Source organism: Aeromonas sobria, from assembly GCF_006243315.1.
GTDB lineage: Bacteria > Pseudomonadota > Gammaproteobacteria > Enterobacterales > Aeromonadaceae > Aeromonas > Aeromonas sobria_A.
Map to the genome: position 1 here is coordinate 123507 of NZ_NKWE01000045.1, position 19080 is coordinate 142586.

Here is a 19080-nt window from a genome sequence, read left to right on the forward strand (position 1 = left end):
GCTGCCGTTATGCCGGACCAATGCGATCCAGCAGGCTCATATGAGATGAACCATCGTGGCGTTTCAGATTCTGGCGGTACTCAACCTGGCGCTGGCTCTCCTGCTTGAGCCCCAACATCAGCGAGTAACACATCGCCAGCATGATCACCGAGAACGGCAGCGCGGCGATAATACTGGCCGCCTGCAGGGCCGCCAATCCACCAGAGAGCAGCAAAATGGCGGCGACCAGCCCCTGCCCCAGACCCCAGATTGCCCGATGCAACACGGGTGGATCCTGATCACCAATGGAGAGCAAGGTGGTGATGACCAGGGTGCCCGAGTCACTGGAGGTAATGAAGTAGGTACAAATCAGCAAGGTCAGCACCCCTTTGGCAATCCAGCCCAAGGTCCCCCAGTGCAGCAACTCCACTGTCTGATAGAGCGCCAGGGTGACATCCTGATTAACCGCAGCGACCACGCCGCCACCGCCAAACAGCTCCAGATTCATCGCCGTACCACCGAATACGGTAAGCCAGAACATGCCGAGCAATGAAGGCACCAGCAACACGCCGAGCACGAACTCACGAATGGTTCGCCCCTTGGAAATGCGGGCAATAAACATGCCGACAAACGGCGCCCAGGCGATCCACCAGCCCCAATAAAAGGCGGTCCAGCTCGATTGCCAGGCCGAAGTGCCATTGGCTTCGGAGTTGGTCCAGAAGCTCAATTTGACGATGTTTTGCAGGTAATCACCGATGTTCTGCACATAGGAGTTGAGGATATAAATAGTGGGCCCCAGCACCAGAAAGAGCGCCAGGACGAACACACTCAGCCAGATGTTGAGCTCGGAGAGCAGCTTAACCCCGCGCCCCACACCAGAGACCGCCGACAGGGTAGCGATCAGACTGATCCCGCCAATCAACCAAAGCTGGTTCGACTGCGATATCGCCATGCCAAACATCTGATTCAGACCGGTATTCATCTGTGCCACGCCAAGGCCAAGAGAAGTCGCCACCCCGAATACAGTACCAAACACCGCCAGTACGTCGGCAGCATGGCCCCAGAAGCCGTAAATGCGATCGCCGAGGATCGGATAGAGCACCGAGCGGATCGCCAGCGGTAACTTGCGACGATAACTGAAGAAGGCCAGCGACAGGCCAACGATCACATAGATGGCCCAAGGGTGCAGCCCCCAATGAAAGAAGGTGAGGCGCATGGCAACCTGGGCCGCCTCGGGGGTCATTCCTTCGGTGATAAAGGGATTACCCTGCAGATGGTTCATGGGCTCGGCAATGCTCCAGAACACCAGACCGATCCCCATACCGGCACTAAAGAGCATGGAGAACCAGGCAAAGTAGCCGAACTCCGGTACCTGGTCGTCGTCACCCAACCGGATGCTGCCAAAACGGCTGAACATCAGGTAGATAGCGAAGAACAGGAACAGGGCGACCAGCAAAATGTAGTACCACTTGAACCCGGCAATAATCTGGTCCTTGGCACCGGTGAACCAGGCCGCGGCGGTCTCGGGAACAAATACGCCAAACAGCAGAAATAGAGTGATCACGGTGAGGGCCGTCATGGCCATAGTGGGGTTGAGGCCTTTCAGTAGCCCCTTGGTTGCTATCATCGAGCCTCCTTAGTCGTTGTTAAAAAACTCTTCGCCTACATGATCACCGGCACCACCAATGGCGCGATAGACCAGCTTGCCGGTGGCCAGCTCACGATGATCCACCAGGGTGACCGAAGGCTGGCCATTCACTGCGTGGCGCTTGCCAAGGAAGATGGCCATCGGCACGCCGACATTGGAGATGCCACTGGTGATCCAGAGCCGGTTGAAGTCATAAGAGCCACCGATAAACTCCAGTTGGGCCAGTCCGGTATCAAGACCGGTCAGGTAGAAGTTCATGGCACTCTCGTCAGGAAAGAGGTGAACCAGCACATAGGCATAGCGCAATTCGTTCACCAACTCCTTTAGGTTGAAATGACCTGTCTCACTACAGGAGAGCGGCAGCTCACCATCATAGTGGTGTACCTTAAGGGTGTTGGGATCTTCTTCATAAGCGGGTTGATAGCGTACAAAAGCCGAGGTATCTGGCAATTCATAGCGAACTCTTACTATTTTTAACCCATTAACCAGGGTCTTCATATCAAGCTCATTCATCATGGTCTATTCCTAAAATGTCAGGTTTCACACTGCGAAGAGTCGGCTAACCTAACACAAAATTACTTTGAACATAAACCATTAGAGTAATAACGACATTGACCTTTTGATCGGTCAGGAGCAAAATTTTGCTCCTTTCAATCCCCGCAATGATTCAGAACCCATGGAAAAACATGATGAAGTGCTGGTTGCGCTGCGCCAGATTATCCGAGCTATCGATATGCACTCCAAGCGCTTGATCAAAGAAGCTGGCCTCACCTCGCCCCAACTGTTATTGCTCAAAGGAATAAATGAGCTGGGGCAGATCTCCATGCGGCAACTGGCAGATCACACCAATATGAGCCAGGCCACCGCCACCACCATCATGGATCGACTGGAAAACCGTCAGCTGGTGCAACGCATTCGCAGCGAGACCGACAAACGCAAAGTGCATGCCACCCTGACCGATGCCGGTCGTGTGCTGCTGGCCCAGGCACCGACACCACTGCAGGAGCGTTTCGTCCAGCGTTTTCATGCTCTCGAGGCCTGGGAGCAAAGTCTGTTGCTCTCTTCACTACAGCGGATCTCCGTCATGATGAATGCCGATGAAATCGATGCAGCCCCCGTGCTGAGCGTCAGATCGCTCACCGAAGAGTAGTAAGCAGAGCACCTTTTTCAGGCACAAAAAAAGCTCCCGTTCGGGAGCTTTTTGATATCAGGTCGCGCTGAAGATTACTCTTCCAGACTGATCCCGATGTTGGAGACGCCATCCTGAGCGGCAAACACCTTGATCGCCAGGATACGATCGCTATCGCGTTCGTGGGCCACCCGCTTGAGCAGCTCAACCTGGAATTCCAGCTCGGCCTCCATGTACTCGTGTTCGTAGAGCTCCTCTTCGGTCAGATCTCGCTCTTCCAATAGCTCGATAAAACCGGCAACCGTGCCGACCGAAGCATGGCTGGCATCAAAGGCCTCTTCACCAATCCGGCAGATCACAGAGCTGTAAGCGCAACCCAGTGCGACGCAAGCGTCCAGCGCAGGGTAGGCGCCGTAGGATTCAAACTTGCGGGGATCCGGAATATGGGTTTCGAACTCTTCCAGAATGGCCCCCAGATTGACCCGGGATCCCTTGACGGTGAGGTAGGCCCACAGCTGATCCAGCGAGTGCCGGAAGGCGCCTGCATTGCCAAAGCCGGAGGCCTGACAGAACAGGGCATAGTTGGGGTACATGCGCTCTGCCAGCGCCAGGGTGTAGACGGTCTGTTGCCAAGGCTGTAGCTCGGCCAGTCGCTTATAAAACTTGTCACCAAACACTGGAGTCGGATCCTTTGCAAAATGTGGGGCAGATTGTAGCCCACGAGGGGCGCGGCGAAAACGAAAAAGCGCCCTGGTCAGCTATGTTGCGATATGAAGTCAGGTAAGATGGGGCGAGAGCGGCATCTTGTTGCGCCGCAAATTCTGATAAGGAACAAGAGTATGAGCCAACGTACCCTTCTTTTGCTCAGCCAGGATAATGCTCACTACGAACGTCTGCTCAAGGCCGCCAACCTTCCCCATCTACGTATTCTGCAGGCCAACAATCAGATCGATGCCGAAAAACTGATTGGTGAGGCTCACATTCTGATGGCAGAGCCAGCCCGCGCCAAACCGCTGCTGCCCAAGGCCAGCAAGCTGAGCTGGTTGCAGTCCACCTACGCCGGAGTCGATGTGCTGCTCGACCCTGACAGTCGCCGCGACTATCAGCTCACCAATGTGCGCGGTATCTTCGGCCCGTTGATGAGCGAGTATGTTTTTGGCCATCTGCTCAGCCTGATGCGTCAAATGCCCGTTTATCGGGAGCAGCAAAAGCAACGCCTGTGGCAAAGCCACCCCTATCAGGGACTCAAAGGCCGCACAATGTTAATCCTGGGTACCGGCAGCATTGGCCAGCATATTGCCCACACCGGCAAACATTTTGGCATGAAGGTGCTGGGCATCAGCCGTAGCGGCCGGGAACGCGCCGGTTTTGATCAGGTTTATCAGCTACCTGCGCTCAACAAAATGCTGGCCCAAGCCGATGTGATCGTCAGCGTGCTGCCTGCCACCCGCGATACCCGCCATCTGTTCAATGCCGCCCGGTTCGAACACTGCAAACCCGGCGCCATCCTGTTCAACGTCGGCCGTGGCAGCGCTGTTCACTCCGGCGATCTGCTCACCGCCCTGCGTACCGGCAAGCTGGCGATGGCAGTGCTGGATGTGTTTGAGCAAGAGCCCCTGCCTGCCGACAGCCCGCTGTGGGGCCAGCCCAACCTCATCGTCACCCCCCACAACAGTGGCTACAGCTTTCCAGAGGATGTCGCCCAGATTTTTATTCGCAATTACATCCGCTTTATCGATGGGCAACCGCTGGATAGCAAAATCGACTTCGACAAAGGTTACTGACCCTGCCGCTTGCTACCCATGTAAAAAGGCCCCGCCAGTCTGGCGGGGCCTTTCTATATCAGGATGGCTTACTCAGCATCAGCCAGCTGCCAGCTCCTTGCGATAACTCTTCACTTTAGCGAGGAACTGGCGACGCTCCTTGCCACTCAAGGGCTCAGCCATCGGCAGCTTGGCGGTCATGGCATTAACCGGACGGTTATTGATGCGCAGCTCATAGTGCAGATGTGCACCGGTAGAACGGCCAGTGTTACCGGAAAGGCCAATCTTGTCTCCCATCTTCACCCGTTGCCCCGGCTTGACCAGCAGCTTGCTCAGATGCAGATAGCGGGTCGCCAAGGTGCGGCCATGCTTGATAACAATGTAGGTACCCGCCAGCGGGTGCCTGGTCGCCTTCTGGACGACACCATCACCGGTCGCCAATACCGGCGTGCCCACCGGCAAGGCAAAGTCAGTCCCTTCATGAGGACGAATAGCGCCGGTCACCGGATGTTTGCGCGCCGGGTTGAAGTTGGAGCTGATCCGGTAGCGGCTATGAGTCGGATAACGGCGGAAACCGCGCTCCAGACTGTTGCCCTGAGCATCGTAATAGTTACCGTCTTCCGAGAGCCACGCCGAGGTACTCTGGCCCTGACTGATCACTTCCACCCCCAACAGCTGGCTATTGCCAGTGCTCTTTCCTTCTACCGTCTCTTGGCGCACCAGTACCTTGAACTTGTCGCCCTTTTGCAAATCTTTGGCAAAATTCATCCGCCACTGAAACAGGTTGGCAATTTTCTGGATATGGTTGGCCGGAATGCCTGCATTGCGGGCGCTGACATAGAAGCTGCCATTAATGACCCCGTTGTAACGCTGCGGTTGCCACTCCACCTTCTCGTTGATCATGGTGGAGCTATACGCCTCGCCCCCACGTTCCATCACCAAGGTCTGCTTGATGTTCAGGCGGATCTTCAGTTGCTGCAGGATATTGTCCTGATCAATCAACAGCTCGATATTCTGTCCCGGCTTGAGCCGCGCCAGATGGTTCTTGTTGTCTGCATCCAGCACCTTGTAGAGGGTGGTGGTAGAGAGCCCGAGGTTGTTGAAGATAGCGGTCAGGTTTTCGCCATTACGCACCCGATAATCCTGCCACTGGGGAGTGGCATCGACCGGGATATCGTCATCCGGCGCACTCTGATCAACCAGTTCGTGATCGGGGATTTCGTTAAAGTCGGTGTTGTTTTCATTGGTTGCCGTACCGGCGGTATCAATGGGCAACTCAAGACGCAGCGGCCGCTCCAGGATGTCACCTGGCGCTGGCAATAATGCCACTGCCGACAGCGTCATGGCCGTCAGCATCAGCATCGCATAAAAATGTTTGCGGGGAACCGGGGGTTCCCAATTGGCAGCCTGCACTACCAAGGGACGGAGACGTTTCATCCGCTATCCTGTATTTAGATCTAAAGAGTGTGAGTCGCGCGATCTGTTGTGACAAAACCGCATAAAACTGTTCTTTGGACAAAAACAAACACAGATAGTTCATCACAATCTGCATGAACTTCACATTTTATGCATAACCTGCCCTGATGGGCAGAAATGATCGTCTTTTTTAACTATTTTTTCCTATTTTTAAGAACCGGGTCGAATTCGACTCTGAATAGAAACCCAAAATGTTGCGATATCTTTTCCATGGAGTGGATATGACGTTATCAAAACTGTTGAGCCGGATAATTCTTGTACTGTTCTTGATCGGTGCTGTGCTGCTGTTTGCTCTGGAGGCCACGACCATCCGCCAGTCGATCCTCGATCAGATGTCCGCCAACCTGGAGACGGCAATTACCGCTCTGGGGCTGGTCTTGCAGGGCACCTTGCTCAATGACGACAAAGTGCTGGCTGAAACTATCGTCAACGCCATGTTTGATGGCGGCTTCGTCAGCTCGGTCACCCTGATCGACCCCGATGGCCAATTACTGTTTCAGAAAGTATTCCACGCTACCCAGCAGAATGTCCCAAGCTGGCTCCCCTCTGTTATCGGCATGCCCCCCGTCAAGATTGAGCAAGAGTTGACCGATGGTTGGCGCATGCTGGGCACCCTGACCCTGGAAGGACATAGCGGCTACGCCTATCAGCATCTGTGGAATGCCATCAGCCGCACCGGTCTGGCGCTGCTGGCAGGACTCGTCGTGTTTACCCTGATCATCTCTCTGGTTTGCAAACGCCTGCTGCAACCGCTGGAACAGATCAACCTGCAGTTGATCCGGGTCCGCAAACATCAGTTCAACAGCGCCCTGCCAACCCCCTGGTTGCAGGACCTCAAAGAGGTGTCGCTCTCCATCAATCAACTGGTATCCGAACGCAAACGGGATCTATTGCAACAACGGCTCAAAATTACCCAGCTGGGCAAACAGCTACCCCCACCAACGTCGCAACCACTGCAAGGGCTGGACCCGTTGCCAGAAGGCGGGCAACTACAAACTTTTGCTTCTACTCAGGGGGATATTGCACTCTATCAGCGTTTTTTACCCGGCCAGACTCTCTCTGCCAACACCGACCTGACGGTCATCCAAGCCACATTGCAGCAGTGGCAGCAACTGCACGTAGAGGGCATCTCCCTGCCACTCTCGCTGCTCAATCACCCGCAATGGACCGAGATCGCCCCTCTGCTGACCCAGGGCCGTGGCAAAACGCTGGATTGGCGTTGGGATGTGATCTCCTTCCCCTCCCACGGCCAGCCCGCATTAGCCGCGCTGCAGGAGCAGGGCTGTGAACTCGCGTTCAGTGCCATTCCCCTGAACGCAGACACGCTTAATCTGCTCGACCCACTCAATCCCATTTTTATCAGCTGCCAGCTGACCGATGCGCCGCTCTATTGGAACCTGCTCTCCCAGACCATGCATGCCGCCGGTTATACCCTGCTGGCAGAAGCGGGCGAGTGCAACGACAGAGACCAGCTGCGAAACTGGGGTATCGATGGTTATGCCAAGGAGGCTCAAGCATGAAAAAGCTCGCCATGTTATTGCCTCTGCTTTGGCAACCCGGCCTGATGGCCGAATCCATTACGATTGGCACCGGGGGTGAACAGGGAATTTATCACCAGATAACCAAAGAGTTTTGCCGCCTGGCCCATGAGGCCGATGAGCAACTAAAATGCGCACTGCAGGGAACATCAGGTTCAATAGAAAACCTGCTGCGGCTTAAGAGCGGCGAGTCTTCCTACGCCATGGTGCAGTCCGATTGGCTGTATCAGGCCAGCAAGGGCTTGGGCCCCTTTGCCACGCAGCCGCAACCTGAGCTGCGCGCCCTGTTTGCCACCCATGCCGAACCCTTCACCATAGTGATCCGTGCCGATGGCGATATCACCTCACTGGAACAGCTCAAGCTCGCCCCCATCGATATGGGGCTGAAGGGGTCTGGCACACGTCAGACGGCACTGACGCTGTTCAATCAACTGGGAGCACAAGAGCAGGATCTCGATTTGAAGAGCATGGCCAATCAGTCCGATGCACTTTGCAGCAAACAGATCGACGCGTTTGCGCTGGTGATGGGGCACCCGAACCGGATCGTGCTCGACACCGCCAAACGCTGCGCCGTCCGCTTCCTCCCCATCGAAGGGGCCACCCGGGATCAATTGCTCAAGGGGGTCAAATACTACCAACGCAGTCAGGTGCCCGCCCGCATCTACCCTGGCAATCTGAAAGCGACCCCCACCTTTGCCATCGCCGCGACCCTGGTGACCAATGCAGCCATGCCGGAAGAGTCTGTCTATCGGCTGACTAAAGCCATGCTGACCCAGCAGACTAAGTTCAATGAGCAGACGTACGGCTACGCCAATATGTTTCACCGGGCGCGCAATAAAATCGGCCCGGTGCTGAGTATTGAACAGCATCCGGGCGCGGCGAAATATTTCGAGGAGTTAAAAGCGGCGGGCAAGCTATAGCTGACGACGGGGAGAGCGCAGTTGCTCGCTGGAGAAACGGGTCTTCATCGATGTCCACTGCGCTAGCCTATCGGCACTCCCTGCCAGCGTCCCTTCCCGGCGCGACTTCATGATCCAGATACTTTTGGCATCGAAGCTGTAGACGGGTATCAGATCGGTACGCTTGCTACCCGGCAGGATCCGGCTGTTGATGTTGTCGAGCACCAGCGGATCAGCCTTGGGTGTGGGGAAGTAGAGCGTCACCATGTGGAACTGGTTGTAACGTACGGCCTTGACGTAAGCCAGCCGTAGCTTCTTCTCATCCACCCCCAGCTCCATCAGGGTGTAGTACTTGGAGATGCTGTAATCCTCGCAATCCCCGCCCCGGGCACCGATGAACTCCAGCGGATTGGCCCAGTAATCCTCATCACCCCACAGCTTGGGATCTTCACTGTAGGTCAGATTGTTGAAGTAGTTGTTCACCAGCTCGACCTTCTGCTGGTCGGTAGTGCCCGCTCTGGGGGTCAGCAGACGAGAAAATGCCTCGGCCCGCTGAATGGCGCGGCCACCATAAACCTCCTGCAGCTTGGCCCGTAGATCCGGGCTGGCAATGTACTCGGAAAGACGCGATGCCTGCACGCTGGCGCAACATAGCGCCAGGGTGCAGGCTGGGATCAACAACCATTTCATAGCAGACACTCCATGTCAGATGCTGGAGGTCAGTATAGTCCGTCCGGGTGAGAGGCTCAGCCGGTTATCAGCGGCACTGGGCGAATGCGTCAGCCAGTTGCTGCATGAACTGGGGATAACCATCCGGGCCAAGCGGCACCTGTTCACCCACCTCATCCAGCAACAACACCTTGGCACCGGTATTGCGCGCCACTGATTCGATCACTGCCGGTGAGAATTGCGGCTCGGCATAAATACAGCTTGCCTGCTGCTCTTCCAGTGCTTTGCGGATATCCACCAGCGTCTTGGCGCCGGGGCGACGCTCCGGGCTCACGGTGAAGTGACCTTTTGAACTCATGCCGTAGTGGCGTTCCCAGTAGCCATACGCCTCGTGGAATACAAAGTACCCCTTCTGGTTCACCGCCTTCATCTGGCCGGCAATCACCTTGTCCTTGGCATCCACCTTGGCATCAAATGCAGCGAGGTTGGCGTCATAGCGAGCCTGATTGGCCGGATCCAGTTTGCCCAATTCGCTTGCGATCGCCTTGGCAATCACCTTGGCCTGCGTCGGGCCAAGCCAGATGTGGGGATCGACCCCTTGGTGATGATGTCCCTCATGCCCTTCATCATGATCATGGTCACCGTGCTCGTGAGCCGCATGGTCATGATCGTGCGCATCATGATCATGGGAGTCATGGCTATCCTGAGTCGCGTAGTTGAACAGTGCCATCCCCTCAACCTGAGTCAGGGTCAATGCATGGGGATGATTGGCCAGCGGCTTGGCCATGAAGCCTTCCAGCTCGGGGCCGACCCACACCACCAAACCAGCGCTGTTGATGCTGCGGATATCAGAGGGGCGCAGGGAAAAGTCGTGGGGAGAAGCACCGGTCGGCAGCAACACCTTGGGCTCGCTCACCCCGTCGGTGATCGCCGCTGCGATGAAGCCAAGGGGCTTGATGGTGGTCAGCACCTCAAGGGCACGGACAGGCAAACTCACCGCCAGCAAGGCAGTGAAAAGCGCAATAATTCTCATTGATGAATCTCGTCAGGGGGTGAGTATGTGATAATATAACAGCCGCTTTTTGTTATATTATAACTCTCACTGGCTGTAAACCCCGGAGTTGTCATGAGCCAATTGGTGGAGCTGAAAGAGGTCTCTCTCTCGTTTGATGGGCACACAGTGCTCGAAAAGGTCTCCTTTACCCTCAATAAAGGCAAAATCACCACCCTGGTCGGCCCTAACGGGGCGGGCAAGAGTACCCTGAGCAAGCTGGTGCTGGGCCTGCTCAGGCCAGATTCTGGCACCATTATCCGCAACCGCGACCTGCGGGTTGGCTATGTGCCCCAGCGCCTCTATCTGGATCCCACCCTGCCGCTGACGGTGCGCCGCTTCCTGCAACTGGGCAAGAACAGCCGCCTCTCCATCGAGGAAGCGCTGGTTCGGGTTGGTGCAGAGGGATTGCTGGAGAACCGGATGCAGAAACTCTCCGGCGGTGAGATGCAGCGTGTGCTGCTGGCTCGCGCCCTGCTGGTGAAACCCGAGCTGCTGGTACTGGACGAGCCGGTACAAGGGGTCGATATCAACGGCCAGATCGAGCTCTATGCCCTGATCGGCAAACTGGCCGCCGAGTTCAATTGCGCCGTGCTGATGGTCTCCCACGACCTGCATCTGGTCATGGCCAGCACCCACGAGGTGATCTGCCTCAATCGCCACGTCTGCTGTCATGGCGCGCCGGAAAGTGTGGCCCGCCATCCCGAATTTGCCCGCCTGTTCGGGCGACCGGAGCAGGAGGTGCTGGCGGTCTATACCCATCATCACCACTGCGACGGCGAACACCATCATCATGAACCGCAGGCCCCCGTCATCCGCCTGCCCTCTCGCAACAACGCTCACAGCAAATAGCGCAAGCAACAGGACATTCAAGTGGACAGCTTTCTGTTATACGCCCTCGCGGCCGGTCTCGGCATCGCCCTGCTGGCCGGCCCCCTCGGCAGCTTCGTGGTCTGGCGCAAGATGGCCTATTTTGGCGACACCCTCTCCCATGCCTGTCTGTTCGGCATCGCGCTGGGCATCCTGCTGCAGGTCGATCTCACCCTGGCGGTGGTGGTCTGCTGCCTCGCCATGGCGATGCTATTGGTGATCATGAGCCGCAACCAGCAGGTCGCTACCGATACCCTGCTCGGCATTCTGGCCCACAGCGCCCTGTCCCTCGGTCTGGTTACCTTGAGTTTTATGGATAACGTCCGGGTAGATCTGATGGCCTACCTGTTTGGCGACCTGCTCTCGGTACAACCGATGGATCTGCTCTGGATCTACGGTGGTGGCGCGCTGGTGTTGCTCACCCTGTGGCGGTTGTGGGATCCCCTGCTCTCCATGACCATCTCGGAAGAGCTGGCGCGGGTAGAGGGGATCCGGGTTGATGTGCTGCGCTGCGTGCTGATGCTGCTGATTGGGTTGGTGATCGCCGTGGCGATGAAGTTTGTCGGTGCGCTGATCATCACCTCCTTGCTGATCATCCCCGCCGCCACCGCTCGCCGCTTCAGCCAGACACCCGAGCAGATGGCCGGCTTTGCCGCGCTGATTGGCTGTCTCGCCGTGCTCGGCGGGCTGACCCTCTCCTGGTATCAGGATACTCCGGCAGGCCCCTCAGTGGTGGTCTGCGCCACCAGCCTGTTTGTGCTGAGCCAGTTCAAGAAAGCCTGATAACCCGAGTAATTACAACGGCATGCTCTGGCGTGTCTCCATCATCAGCCACTGGCGCAACCGGCTGATGGCAGGCTCATGGGCCCGTGAGCGCTTGCAGGTAAAGTAGAAGGCATCCCCCGTCTCCAGCTGGTGTACCGGCAAGGCCACCAGCTGGGGATCATCGGGCCGCAGCATGTAATCATTCACGAACGCCACCCCCTGATCCCAGGCCGCCGCCTCCATCGCCAACAGCACATGGCTGAAGTGGTGCATCCGCGCCTCGTCCGGAATAACCAACCCACCCGCCTTGGCCCAGCGCTGCCAATCCTCACCCCGCGCCTTGTAGATGGACTGCACCGACAGCAACGGCAACTGCCAGATGGCCTCAGGCCACTCCCCACTGACCTGCTGCAACAGGCGGCGACTGCAGACCGGAAAGAGCCGCTCCTGATAGATAAGATCGTGACAATAGCCTCGCCCGTGGGGCGACACCGTAATAAAGCAGTCCGCCACCCGATCGGATAGCTCGGGATCTTCCGCCACCATCTCCAGACTCAAATCCAGCTCGGGGTAGAGCTGGCGCAATCCGGCCAACCGCGGGATCAACCACTTCACCGCAAACGAGCTGTAAACCGCGAGACGCAACCGCATCTCGCCGCCACCGCGCAGTTGCTCGCTGCTCTGGGCAATCTGGCTGAGCCCGGCGGCAATCCCCTCGAAGTAACTCTCCCCCTGCGCTGTCAGCGAGAGCAGCCGCCCCTGACGCAGCAACAAGCGCTCACCGAGAAAATCCTCCAGCAGGCGGATCTGGTGGCTGACCGCGCTCTGGCTGACGTTCAATTCAAGGGCGGCACGGGAGAAGCTGAGCAGGCGGGCGACCACTTCAAAATATTGTACGGCACGCAGGGGTGGCAGCTTCATTATCTAAATATCTCATGAGTGGTCATTTTTTATCATTTTACTGGATAACGGCCCTCGCGCTACCCTCCCCTCATCTGAAGTGGGAGGTGGTATGAATGCAGTAGGGATCGGCATCCTTTATCTGGTGCTGGGCAATATGGTGGCGGTCTTTTCCGATGCTCTAGTCAAGGTACTGGAGCCGGATCAGCCCGTCTTCCAGTTTGTCTTTTTTCGCCAGCTCTCGGCCGCCATTCTGCTGATGCCCTGGCTGCTCTGGTCATGGCGCCGCAACCCGCCGGTGGCCATCAAATGGCACCTGCTGCGGGCCCATATCTGGGCGGTCGGCGTCTGCCTGATGGTGGTCGCCCTCACCCGCTTGCCGCTCGCCACCGCCAATGCCCTCTTCTATGCCGCGCCCTTGATGATGGTGCCACTGGCGGTATGGATGTCGGGGGAAGCTATCTCGCGCCAGAAGGTACTGACCGCGCTGCTCGGCTTTATCGGGGTATTGATCGTGCTGCGCCCCACCGAAGTGAACTGGGCCGCGCTGGCGGCGCTCGGGGTGGCACTGTCGATGGCGCTCAACAACCTGCTGATCAAGCGGATCCCGCTCAAGCAGCCCATCGCCCAGACCCTGTTCTTCACCAACGTACTGAGCATGCCCTTCATTCTGGCGCTGGCACTGTGGGAAGGGGGCAACTGGCAGTGGCAGATGTGGTGGCCCGCCTTCGGCTCGTCGGCGCTGATCATGGTCTATGCGGGCTTGTGCGTGGTGGCCTATCGCCAGGCGGAGGCGAGCAAAATCGCCTCGGCGGAGTACACCGGCCTGTTGATGGCGGTTGCCATCGGGGTGTGGCTGTTTGACGAGCAGCCGGGCCTGCCGCTGCTGCTGGGGTGCCTCTGCATCATATTGCCGCTGGTCGCCATGGCCCGCAGCAAACCCAAACAGCTGGCCGAACCGGCTGTTTGACCACTCAGGGTCGCACCAGCAAAGGGGCGACCCTTTGCTGCAGATGGGGGACTATCTCCTGCTCGAACCAGGGATTCTTCCTGAGCCAGAGGGTGTTGCGCGGGGACGGGTGCGGCAACGGCAGCCAGCCGGGGCCATAGTCGGCCCAGCTGCGCACCGTCTCGGTCAGCGATCCCTTGGCCGCCCCCCGCAGGTAGTAGGCTTGTGAATATTGGCCGATCAGCAGGGTCAGCTCGATGTTGGGTAACAGCATCAATACCTTGTCGTGCCAGGTGGGCGCGCACTCGGGTCTGGGCGGCAGATCGCCAGATTTTCCCCTGCCGGGATAGCAGAGCCCCATCGGCATGATGGCGATGCGGGACTCGTCATAGAAGGTGGTTTTATCGACGCCGAGCCACTGGCGCAGCCTGTCACCTGAGGGGTCATCCCACGGGATACCGCTGGCATGCACCCGGGTGCCGGGCGCCTGACCGATGATCAGCAGCCGGGCACTCTCGGCCCCGCGGATCACCGGACGAAGCCCCAGCGGCAAATGAGCCTCGCACAAACGGCAGGCCCTGATTTGCTCAAACAAAGTATCGATTCGCTGCATGATGTTGATAGTACCAGCATTTCCCTGTTTTCCCTCTTGTGGAAACAAGGCACTCACCCTACTATCGCCATGGGTGTTTAATTTAATAAACGGACAATAATGAAAAACTGGCTAGGTACCGGCACCGCGACCCTCTCCTTCATCCTGTGGGGAATGCTGCCGCTCTATTATCAATTCATGCCCGAGGTCAACATGTGGGAGCTGATCTCTCACCGGGTGCTCTGGTCTGTGGTGCTGCTGGGCGCCCTGTTTCTGCTGCTTGGCCACAAGGTACCCTGGGCACGGTTGCGCAGTGAGCCGCGCCAGCTCGGCCTTATTTTGCTGGCGGGCCCGGTCATGTCCATCAGTTGGTGCATGTTCACCTGGTGCCTCACCACCGGGCAGGTGCTGACCACCAGCCTCGCCTTCTTTATGACTCCGCTGTTCAATATCGTATTCGCGGTCATCTTCCTCAAAGAGCGGCTCACCCCGCAAAAACATCTGGCGGTCGCGCTGGCACTGGCGGGGCTCGCCTACATGCTGTTCTGCTACGGCCAGCTCCCCTGGTTCTCCCTCATCATGGGGGCCAACTTCGCCTGCTACGGCCTTATCAAGAAGAAGATCCACTACGACACCGGCACCAGCCTCTATCTGGAAGCCATGGTGCAACTGCCCATCGCCCTGATCATCATCGGCACCCTGGCGTGGCACGGGGAAGGAGCATTCGTGCATGGGGATCTGGCTGACAAGCTGCTGCTGATGGGCAGTGCGCCCGCCACCCTGCTGCCGGTGGGGCTGTTCTGCTATGCAGTGGCGAGAACCCGGATGAGCACTGTGGGGTTGCTGCAATATATCGAGCCGAGCCTCGCCTTCCTGCTCGCCATCTACTGGTTTGGTGAGGCACCGGACCCCATCAAGACGGTCGGCTTTGCCTTCGTCTGGTCGGGTCTGCTGGTGAGCCTGCTGCCACTGCACCGACTCAAACGCCGTCCTCAGGGTGTGCCACGATAGGACTCCAGCACCTTGTGCCAACGGGGATCCCCGTCCATCTGCTCGGCAATGTTGTTGAGGCGGGGATGGAGATCGGCGCGGGATTTGGGAATCAGAATATGGCGGGTGTAGCTGGATTGGGGAAAGGGCGAGATAAACAGCTTACCCCGATAGTGGCTTGAGCCGATATAAAAGCCCAGTGCCGAGCCGCTCACCAGGGTCACATCGATGCGCCCGCGTACCAGCAGCTCGAGATTGGTCTTCACCTTTTTGGCATCGTGGCGCACCAGCTCGCCCTGGCTGGCCGCATCGTCGATGCCCTGATAGCGATAGCCCTCCACCCCGCCAAACACCAGCCCCTTGAGGGAGTCGGGCCCGCGATAGGTGATCGGATTGTCGATGCTCGAGATCAGCTCGTTGGTGTCGCGCATCACCGGGAAGGTCCAGAGATAGCGCTCCCGCTGGAGATCCCCCACCCAGGCGGGATTGACCCAGACCACCAGACCGTTGAAGGCGGGATCCGACATCTCCAGCGCCAACCGGGCACGATTGACCAGCCAAAGCTCGATCCTGGGTTCACCCCCCAGCTTTTCATTGAGATACTTGACCAGCTCGTGGCTCAGCCCTGCATCCCCACCGGTATTGAAAGGCGGATGCTGATGGTAATCGTAAAGACGGATCGTCTCCCCCTGAGCCGGGACCGACAACAGTAACCATAACCAGAACCAGACTCTCATCGCACCTCCTTGAGCTGCCTCTGAGTTTGGCACAGAGAATTTGAATGAGAAAAACCGTGACCACTCCACCAGCGCCACAACCATCAGAGCCTTCCCGCTGGTCTGTCTATATGGTGCGCACCGCCACCGGCCTGCTCTATACCGGGATCAGCACGGACCCGCTGCGCCGTCTGCGCCAGCACCAGAGTGGCAAGGGCTCCCGCGCCCTGCGCGGCAAGGGGCCACTGACGCTGGAGTGGCAGCAGGAAGTCGGCGAGAAGGGGGCGGCCCTGCGCATCGAATACCGCCTCAAGCAGCAGCCAAAATCCTTCAAGGAGCGGCTGATCCACAGCCTGGAACTCTGGCAGAGCTGGAGCCCGCAGTGGTTAGCTGTTCCCGCCAAAACCTGAGCCTGGCAGGCAAAAAAAGGCCACTCAATGAGTGGCCGAAAAGGGGAAATCAGGGAGCATCACACAACGTATTGCACAACTACAGGTAAGTTACAGGTAGGTATTGGAACGCTTGCTGCGATTGCTGATAAGCCAGCAGACCGCCAGCGCCAGCAGCAACCAGGGGGCCAGCTTGATGATCAGAGCAAGCATGCCGCCCAGTGCCCCCAGTAGCACAAACAGGCCGCTCACCAGCAACATGGCTACCAGGGTAAAACCGGTCAGTGCCATGACCAGCAGCACCACCAGCAATATGAAAAATTCCAGCATATCTTGCTCCTTATCAGTACCTTGTCTGCCAGCTAGTCAACCCCTCGGTCAATCCAGCCAGCGCTTCAATTCATAACGGGGCGGCATCACCAGCACCGCCAGCAGATAGGCGGCCAGTGCCAGCGGCGGTATCAGGATCAGGGCGAGCAGTGCCACCACCCGCACCGTGACTCTGGAGACCCCCAACCGCTTGGCAATACCGGCGCAGACCCCGGTCAACTTGCGATGCACCAGATCCTTGGGCCAGGGGCTCATGATTACACCTCCGCCTTCTGGCCTTTGAGGCGAGCCAGCTCGCGCTCGATCTCGTCATTGAGCTCCAGCTCGCGGAACTGGGCTTCCAACGAGGGATTCTGCCCCAGCGTGGCCGCCTCCAACTGGGCTTCCAGTTGATCGACTCGCCCCTGAAAACCATCAAAGCGGGCCATCAGCTCATGCATCCGCTGGTTGTCCACCTGAGCGCGGGCACGAATGCGGCTGTGGGCCGTCTGCTCGCGCAGGGTCAGCAGTTTCTGCTTCTCGCGCGCCTCGGTCAGCTTGGCCGCCAGTCGCTCGCTGTCGGCGGTGAGCTGGGCCAGCACTTCGGCCACCCGGGCCTTGTCCTGCTCCAGCTGTTCACATTTCCTGGCCTCCGCCAACTTTTCGGTGAGGGCGGCACGGGCCAGATCCTCACGCCCTTTATGGATGGCAAGCTCGGCCTTGGCCGACCACTCCAGGATCTGCGCCTGCAACGCCTGCTGGTGACGCTCCAGCTGTTTCTGTTCGGCAATCACCCGGGCAGCCTGGGTACGCATCTCGACCTGCACCTGTTCCATCTCTTCGATCATCAGGCGCAGCATCTTCTCCGGCTCTTCACTCTTGTCGAGCAGGCTGTGCAGGTTGGCATTAATCACGTCGGTCAGGCGGCTGAATACGCTCATGGTCTGGCTCCTTGTTGCTGGGATGGCTATCTCTTCCCTTTGCATTACAAGAGCCGTGCCAAGAAAAATTATCTTTGTTTTACAGACAGATGGGATTTTACGGGGAAATTCAAGAAGGGTTTATTGGTGAAAATAGCCAACCAGGTGGTTATTTTTACCAACAAAAAAGGGAGCTTGCTGCTCCCTTGTCGATTCATCTTCGATATCTATCAGGCTGCGCGGCTGTGGCCCAGCTTGCTGTCCAGTTCGGCCAGTTTGGCCTCCATCTGGTCTCGACAAATCGTAGAGAGTTCACGGATCCCGGCTGCGCCGTGCTCCTTGCTGCACAGTGGCGGCAACACCTCGACCAGTACCTCGCCATTGTCCCAGCGATTGAGATCGATCTGGCCAAAATAACTGGAGCAGACAATGGGCACCACCGGCACTTCAGCCTGCACCGCGGTATGGAAAGCGCCGACCTTGAACGGCAGCAGACCACGGCCCTGGGAGCGGGTTCCTTCCGGGAACATCCAGATGGAGGTGCCACGCTCCTTGATGCGGTTCACCACCTGACCAATGGTGCCGATGGCACGGGAGCGGTTGGAGCGGTCGATCAGCACGTTGCCGGAGAGCCAGAAAATGAGGCCGAAGAAGGGCAGCCAGAGCAGGCTCTTCTTGCCAACCGCCACCACGCCGGGCATGACGGCACCGGTCACGGTAAAGATATCGAAATTACTCTGATGGTTGCAGACGTATACCGATGGCCCCACCGATTTGGCCTCCTCGGCCACGGTCACCTTGATCCGCACCCCGATCAGCGGGCAGACCGCGTGATACATGCGAGCGAAGACATAGACGTTGTTGGGATGGCGCGGACGAACCAGACAGAGCAGCAGGCCGAACAGGAACCAGAAAATCAGCAGCAGACCAAGCAGCAGCACACGGGCAATTTTGAGCATCGAACACCTCGAGTTTTAACTCGGCGCAGTATACTGATCCCCCTTTTAGCGAACAAGCGTTCGCCAAACAGAACAGCCCCCTCCTCCCCATCCCACCGCCCACTGCGCCGCTCATACATGCGCCGCCGACTTGCCCCACCCGCCATTGGTCGTTAGGATGGCCCCATCTTGATGGACGGGGCGAACATGATTTTGCAACAACGGGTAGCGAAACATCTCTTGCTGCTGGTCTGCCTGCTGGTGCTCAATTGTGCGGCCCAGCCGCTGGCCCGGCTGGCCCTGCTCGATCACGCCCTCAGCTGTCAGGCACTGCCCGTGCCAAGCTCGGCGACAGATCAGGGGGATGCCAAACCGGCCAGCCCGCAGCCCACCAGTTGCCAGCTCAACGGCAAGTGGCTGAGCGCCGCCACCCTGCTCTGCGTCGAACAACTCTTCTTTGCCGTGGCCGTGCTGATCGCCCTGCTGGCCCCCCTTTGGCGCTATACACCGCCACTGCCCCCACCCAGAGTCATCTCGCCGCCCGAACGGCGTCTGCACCTCACCCTCTGCGTCTGGCGGGAATGAGTTCA

The 19080-nt window shown here is 58.1% G+C and carries 23 protein-coding genes; 10 read left to right on the top strand and 13 right to left on the bottom strand.

Translation table 11 applies throughout. The features are described 5' to 3' along the window. Window positions 1-7: 7 nt before the first annotated feature. Together CF137_RS15370 and CF137_RS15375 are read right to left on the bottom strand one after the other, a co-directional pair. Window positions 8-1606, bottom strand: a complete 1599-nt coding sequence (locus tag CF137_RS15370; protein ID WP_139720076.1) for a BCCT family transporter — start codon at window positions 1604-1606, stop codon at window positions 8-10. 9 nt (window positions 1607-1615) lie between these two features. Continuing rightward, the gene (locus tag CF137_RS15375; protein ID WP_068977601.1) at window positions 1616-2143 is read right to left on the bottom strand and encodes a hypothetical protein; all 528 of its coding nucleotides are present in this window, start codon (window positions 2141-2143) and stop codon (window positions 1616-1618) included. A 160-nt stretch (window positions 2144-2303) separates the two neighbouring features. On the opposite strand from CF137_RS15375, the gene CF137_RS15380 reads away from it, so the two are divergent. Continuing rightward, window positions 2304-2777, top strand: coding sequence for a MarR family winged helix-turn-helix transcriptional regulator (locus tag CF137_RS15380; RefSeq protein ID WP_042019425.1), 474 nt, complete (start codon window positions 2304-2306; stop codon window positions 2775-2777). A gap of 74 nt (window positions 2778-2851) precedes the next feature. Here the strand turns inward: CF137_RS15380 and CF137_RS15385 are convergent, their stop codons facing one another. Beyond that, on the bottom strand, window positions 2852-3433 hold the full coding sequence (locus tag CF137_RS15385) for a YjaG family protein (RefSeq protein WP_042019424.1): 582 nt from the start codon (window positions 3431-3433) through the stop codon (window positions 2852-2854). 162 nt (window positions 3434-3595) lie between these two features. On the opposite strand from CF137_RS15385, the gene CF137_RS15390 reads away from it, so the two are divergent. Next, entirely contained in the window at window positions 3596-4540 is a 945-nt protein-coding gene (locus CF137_RS15390) for a D-2-hydroxyacid dehydrogenase (protein ID WP_101325918.1), read from the top strand. A 78-nt stretch (window positions 4541-4618) separates the two neighbouring features. Here the strand turns inward: CF137_RS15390 and mepM are convergent, their stop codons facing one another. Next, window positions 4619-5956: a murein DD-endopeptidase MepM gene (gene mepM, locus CF137_RS15395; protein WP_101348165.1), complete on the bottom strand. Its 1338-nt coding sequence runs from the start codon at window positions 5954-5956 to the stop codon at window positions 4619-4621. Window positions 5957-6216: 260 nt separating this feature from the next. Here mepM and CF137_RS15400 point away from each other — a divergent pair, with 260 nt between their 5' ends. Continuing rightward, window positions 6217-7515: a LapD/MoxY N-terminal periplasmic domain-containing protein gene (locus CF137_RS15400; RefSeq protein WP_139720077.1), complete on the top strand. Its 1299-nt coding sequence runs from the start codon at window positions 6217-6219 to the stop codon at window positions 7513-7515. Then, on the top strand, window positions 7512-8453 hold the full coding sequence (locus tag CF137_RS15405) for a TAXI family TRAP transporter solute-binding subunit (RefSeq protein WP_139720078.1): 942 nt from the start codon (window positions 7512-7514) through the stop codon (window positions 8451-8453). Before CF137_RS15400 ends, CF137_RS15405 begins: the two co-directional genes overlap by 4 nt. Here CF137_RS15405 and CF137_RS15410 read toward each other — a convergent pair. Further along, window positions 8448-9122, bottom strand: a complete 675-nt coding sequence (locus CF137_RS15410) for a transglutaminase-like cysteine peptidase (RefSeq protein WP_101315761.1) — start codon at window positions 9120-9122, stop codon at window positions 8448-8450. The two genes, CF137_RS15405 and CF137_RS15410, sit on opposite strands and share 6 nt — an antisense overlap. Window positions 9123-9189: 67 nt before the next feature. Continuing rightward, the gene (gene znuA, locus CF137_RS15415) at window positions 9190-10134 is read right to left on the bottom strand and encodes a zinc ABC transporter substrate-binding protein ZnuA (RefSeq protein WP_139720080.1); all 945 of its coding nucleotides are present in this window, start codon (window positions 10132-10134) and stop codon (window positions 9190-9192) included. A 93-nt stretch (window positions 10135-10227) separates the two neighbouring features. Here znuA and znuC point away from each other — a divergent pair, with 93 nt between their 5' ends. Next, window positions 10228-11004, top strand: a complete 777-nt coding sequence (znuC, locus tag CF137_RS15420) for a zinc ABC transporter ATP-binding protein ZnuC (RefSeq protein ID WP_101315765.1) — start codon at window positions 10228-10230, stop codon at window positions 11002-11004. A 21-nt stretch (window positions 11005-11025) separates the two neighbouring features. Then, window positions 11026-11805 carry a zinc ABC transporter permease subunit ZnuB gene (gene znuB / locus CF137_RS15425; protein ID WP_033115078.1) on the top strand — a complete coding sequence of 260 codons (780 nt, stop codon included), beginning with the start codon at window positions 11026-11028 and terminating at the stop codon, window positions 11803-11805. A 12-nt stretch (window positions 11806-11817) separates the two neighbouring features. Here the strand turns inward: znuB and CF137_RS15430 are convergent, their stop codons facing one another. After that, entirely contained in the window at window positions 11818-12708 is an 891-nt protein-coding gene (locus tag CF137_RS15430; protein WP_101348171.1) for a LysR substrate-binding domain-containing protein, read from the bottom strand. A gap of 91 nt (window positions 12709-12799) precedes the next feature. Here CF137_RS15430 and CF137_RS15435 point away from each other — a divergent pair, with 91 nt between their 5' ends. After that, on the top strand, window positions 12800-13657 hold the full coding sequence (locus tag CF137_RS15435) for a DMT family transporter (protein ID WP_139720082.1): 858 nt from the start codon (window positions 12800-12802) through the stop codon (window positions 13655-13657). Window positions 13658-13661: 4 nt separating this feature from the next. Here the strand turns inward: CF137_RS15435 and CF137_RS15440 are convergent, their stop codons facing one another. After that, window positions 13662-14249: a uracil-DNA glycosylase family protein gene (locus tag CF137_RS15440; protein WP_139720084.1), complete on the bottom strand. Its 588-nt coding sequence runs from the start codon at window positions 14247-14249 to the stop codon at window positions 13662-13664. Window positions 14250-14348: 99 nt separating this feature from the next. Here CF137_RS15440 and rarD point away from each other — a divergent pair, with 99 nt between their 5' ends. Continuing rightward, window positions 14349-15239, top strand: a complete 891-nt coding sequence (gene rarD / locus CF137_RS15445) for an EamA family transporter RarD (RefSeq protein WP_139720086.1) — start codon at window positions 14349-14351, stop codon at window positions 15237-15239. Here rarD and CF137_RS15450 read toward each other — a convergent pair. Continuing rightward, window positions 15221-15955: a substrate-binding periplasmic protein gene (locus CF137_RS15450; protein WP_139720088.1), complete on the bottom strand. Its 735-nt coding sequence runs from the start codon at window positions 15953-15955 to the stop codon at window positions 15221-15223. The genes rarD and CF137_RS15450 overlap by 19 nt on opposite strands. A gap of 44 nt (window positions 15956-15999) precedes the next feature. On the opposite strand from CF137_RS15450, the gene CF137_RS15455 reads away from it, so the two are divergent. Then, on the top strand, window positions 16000-16344 hold the full coding sequence (locus tag CF137_RS15455; protein WP_139720090.1) for a GIY-YIG nuclease family protein: 345 nt from the start codon (window positions 16000-16002) through the stop codon (window positions 16342-16344). A 90-nt stretch (window positions 16345-16434) separates the two neighbouring features. On the opposite strand, the gene pspG is transcribed toward CF137_RS15455, so the two are convergent. From pspG to CF137_RS15475, 4 genes are all read right to left on the bottom strand, one after another. Then, window positions 16435-16653: an envelope stress response protein PspG gene (gene pspG, locus CF137_RS15460; RefSeq protein ID WP_068979014.1), complete on the bottom strand. Its 219-nt coding sequence runs from the start codon at window positions 16651-16653 to the stop codon at window positions 16435-16437. Window positions 16654-16701: 48 nt separating this feature from the next. After that, window positions 16702-16908: a PspC domain-containing protein gene (locus CF137_RS15465; protein WP_101325943.1), complete on the bottom strand. Its 207-nt coding sequence runs from the start codon at window positions 16906-16908 to the stop codon at window positions 16702-16704. Between the two features lie 2 nt (window positions 16909-16910). Next, window positions 16911-17573, bottom strand: coding sequence for a phage shock protein PspA (pspA, locus tag CF137_RS15470; protein ID WP_139720092.1), 663 nt, complete (start codon window positions 17571-17573; stop codon window positions 16911-16913). Between the two features lie 209 nt (window positions 17574-17782). Continuing rightward, window positions 17783-18511, bottom strand: a complete 729-nt coding sequence (locus CF137_RS15475; RefSeq protein WP_068979017.1) for a 1-acylglycerol-3-phosphate O-acyltransferase — start codon at window positions 18509-18511, stop codon at window positions 17783-17785. A gap of 186 nt (window positions 18512-18697) precedes the next feature. Between CF137_RS15475 and CF137_RS15480 the strand changes: the two genes are divergently transcribed. Beyond that, window positions 18698-19075, top strand: a complete 378-nt coding sequence (locus CF137_RS15480; RefSeq protein ID WP_139720094.1) for a hypothetical protein — start codon at window positions 18698-18700, stop codon at window positions 19073-19075. Window positions 19076-19080 lie beyond the last annotated feature (5 nt).

Coding starts and splice junctions, on each gene's coding strand:
- CF137_RS15370 (WP_139720076.1), bottom strand. CDS start 1,606: ATGATAGCAACCAAGGGGCTACTGAAAGGCCTCAACCCCACTATGGCC.
- CF137_RS15375 (WP_068977601.1), bottom strand. CDS start 2,143: ATGATGAATGAGCTTGATATGAAGACCCTGGTTAATGGGTTAAAAATA.
- CF137_RS15380 (WP_042019425.1), top strand. CDS start 2,304: ATGGAAAAACATGATGAAGTGCTGGTTGCGCTGCGCCAGATTATCCGA.
- CF137_RS15390 (WP_101325918.1), top strand. CDS start 3,596: ATGAGCCAACGTACCCTTCTTTTGCTCAGCCAGGATAATGCTCACTAC.
- mepM (WP_101348165.1), bottom strand. CDS start 5,956: ATGAAACGTCTCCGTCCCTTGGTAGTGCAGGCTGCCAATTGGGAACCC.
- CF137_RS15400 (WP_139720077.1), top strand. CDS start 6,217: ATGACGTTATCAAAACTGTTGAGCCGGATAATTCTTGTACTGTTCTTG.
- CF137_RS15405 (WP_139720078.1), top strand. CDS start 7,512: ATGAAAAAGCTCGCCATGTTATTGCCTCTGCTTTGGCAACCCGGCCTG.
- CF137_RS15410 (WP_101315761.1), bottom strand. CDS start 9,122: ATGAAATGGTTGTTGATCCCAGCCTGCACCCTGGCGCTATGTTGCGCC.
- znuA (WP_139720080.1), bottom strand. CDS start 10,134: ATGAGAATTATTGCGCTTTTCACTGCCTTGCTGGCGGTGAGTTTGCCT.
- znuC (WP_101315765.1), top strand. CDS start 10,228: ATGAGCCAATTGGTGGAGCTGAAAGAGGTCTCTCTCTCGTTTGATGGG.
- CF137_RS15430 (WP_101348171.1), bottom strand. CDS start 12,708: ATGAAGCTGCCACCCCTGCGTGCCGTACAATATTTTGAAGTGGTCGCC.
- CF137_RS15435 (WP_139720082.1), top strand. CDS start 12,800: ATGAATGCAGTAGGGATCGGCATCCTTTATCTGGTGCTGGGCAATATG.
- CF137_RS15440 (WP_139720084.1), bottom strand. CDS start 14,249: ATGCAGCGAATCGATACTTTGTTTGAGCAAATCAGGGCCTGCCGTTTG.
- rarD (WP_139720086.1), top strand. CDS start 14,349: ATGAAAAACTGGCTAGGTACCGGCACCGCGACCCTCTCCTTCATCCTG.
- CF137_RS15450 (WP_139720088.1), bottom strand. CDS start 15,955: ATGAGAGTCTGGTTCTGGTTATGGTTACTGTTGTCGGTCCCGGCTCAG.
- CF137_RS15455 (WP_139720090.1), top strand. CDS start 16,000: ATGAGAAAAACCGTGACCACTCCACCAGCGCCACAACCATCAGAGCCT.
- pspG (WP_068979014.1), bottom strand. CDS start 16,653: ATGCTGGAATTTTTCATATTGCTGGTGGTGCTGCTGGTCATGGCACTG.
- CF137_RS15465 (WP_101325943.1), bottom strand. CDS start 16,908: ATGAGCCCCTGGCCCAAGGATCTGGTGCATCGCAAGTTGACCGGGGTC.
- pspA (WP_139720092.1), bottom strand. CDS start 17,573: ATGAGCGTATTCAGCCGCCTGACCGACGTGATTAATGCCAACCTGCAC.
- CF137_RS15475 (WP_068979017.1), bottom strand. CDS start 18,511: ATGCTCAAAATTGCCCGTGTGCTGCTGCTTGGTCTGCTGCTGATTTTC.
- CF137_RS15480 (WP_139720094.1), top strand. CDS start 18,698: ATGATTTTGCAACAACGGGTAGCGAAACATCTCTTGCTGCTGGTCTGC.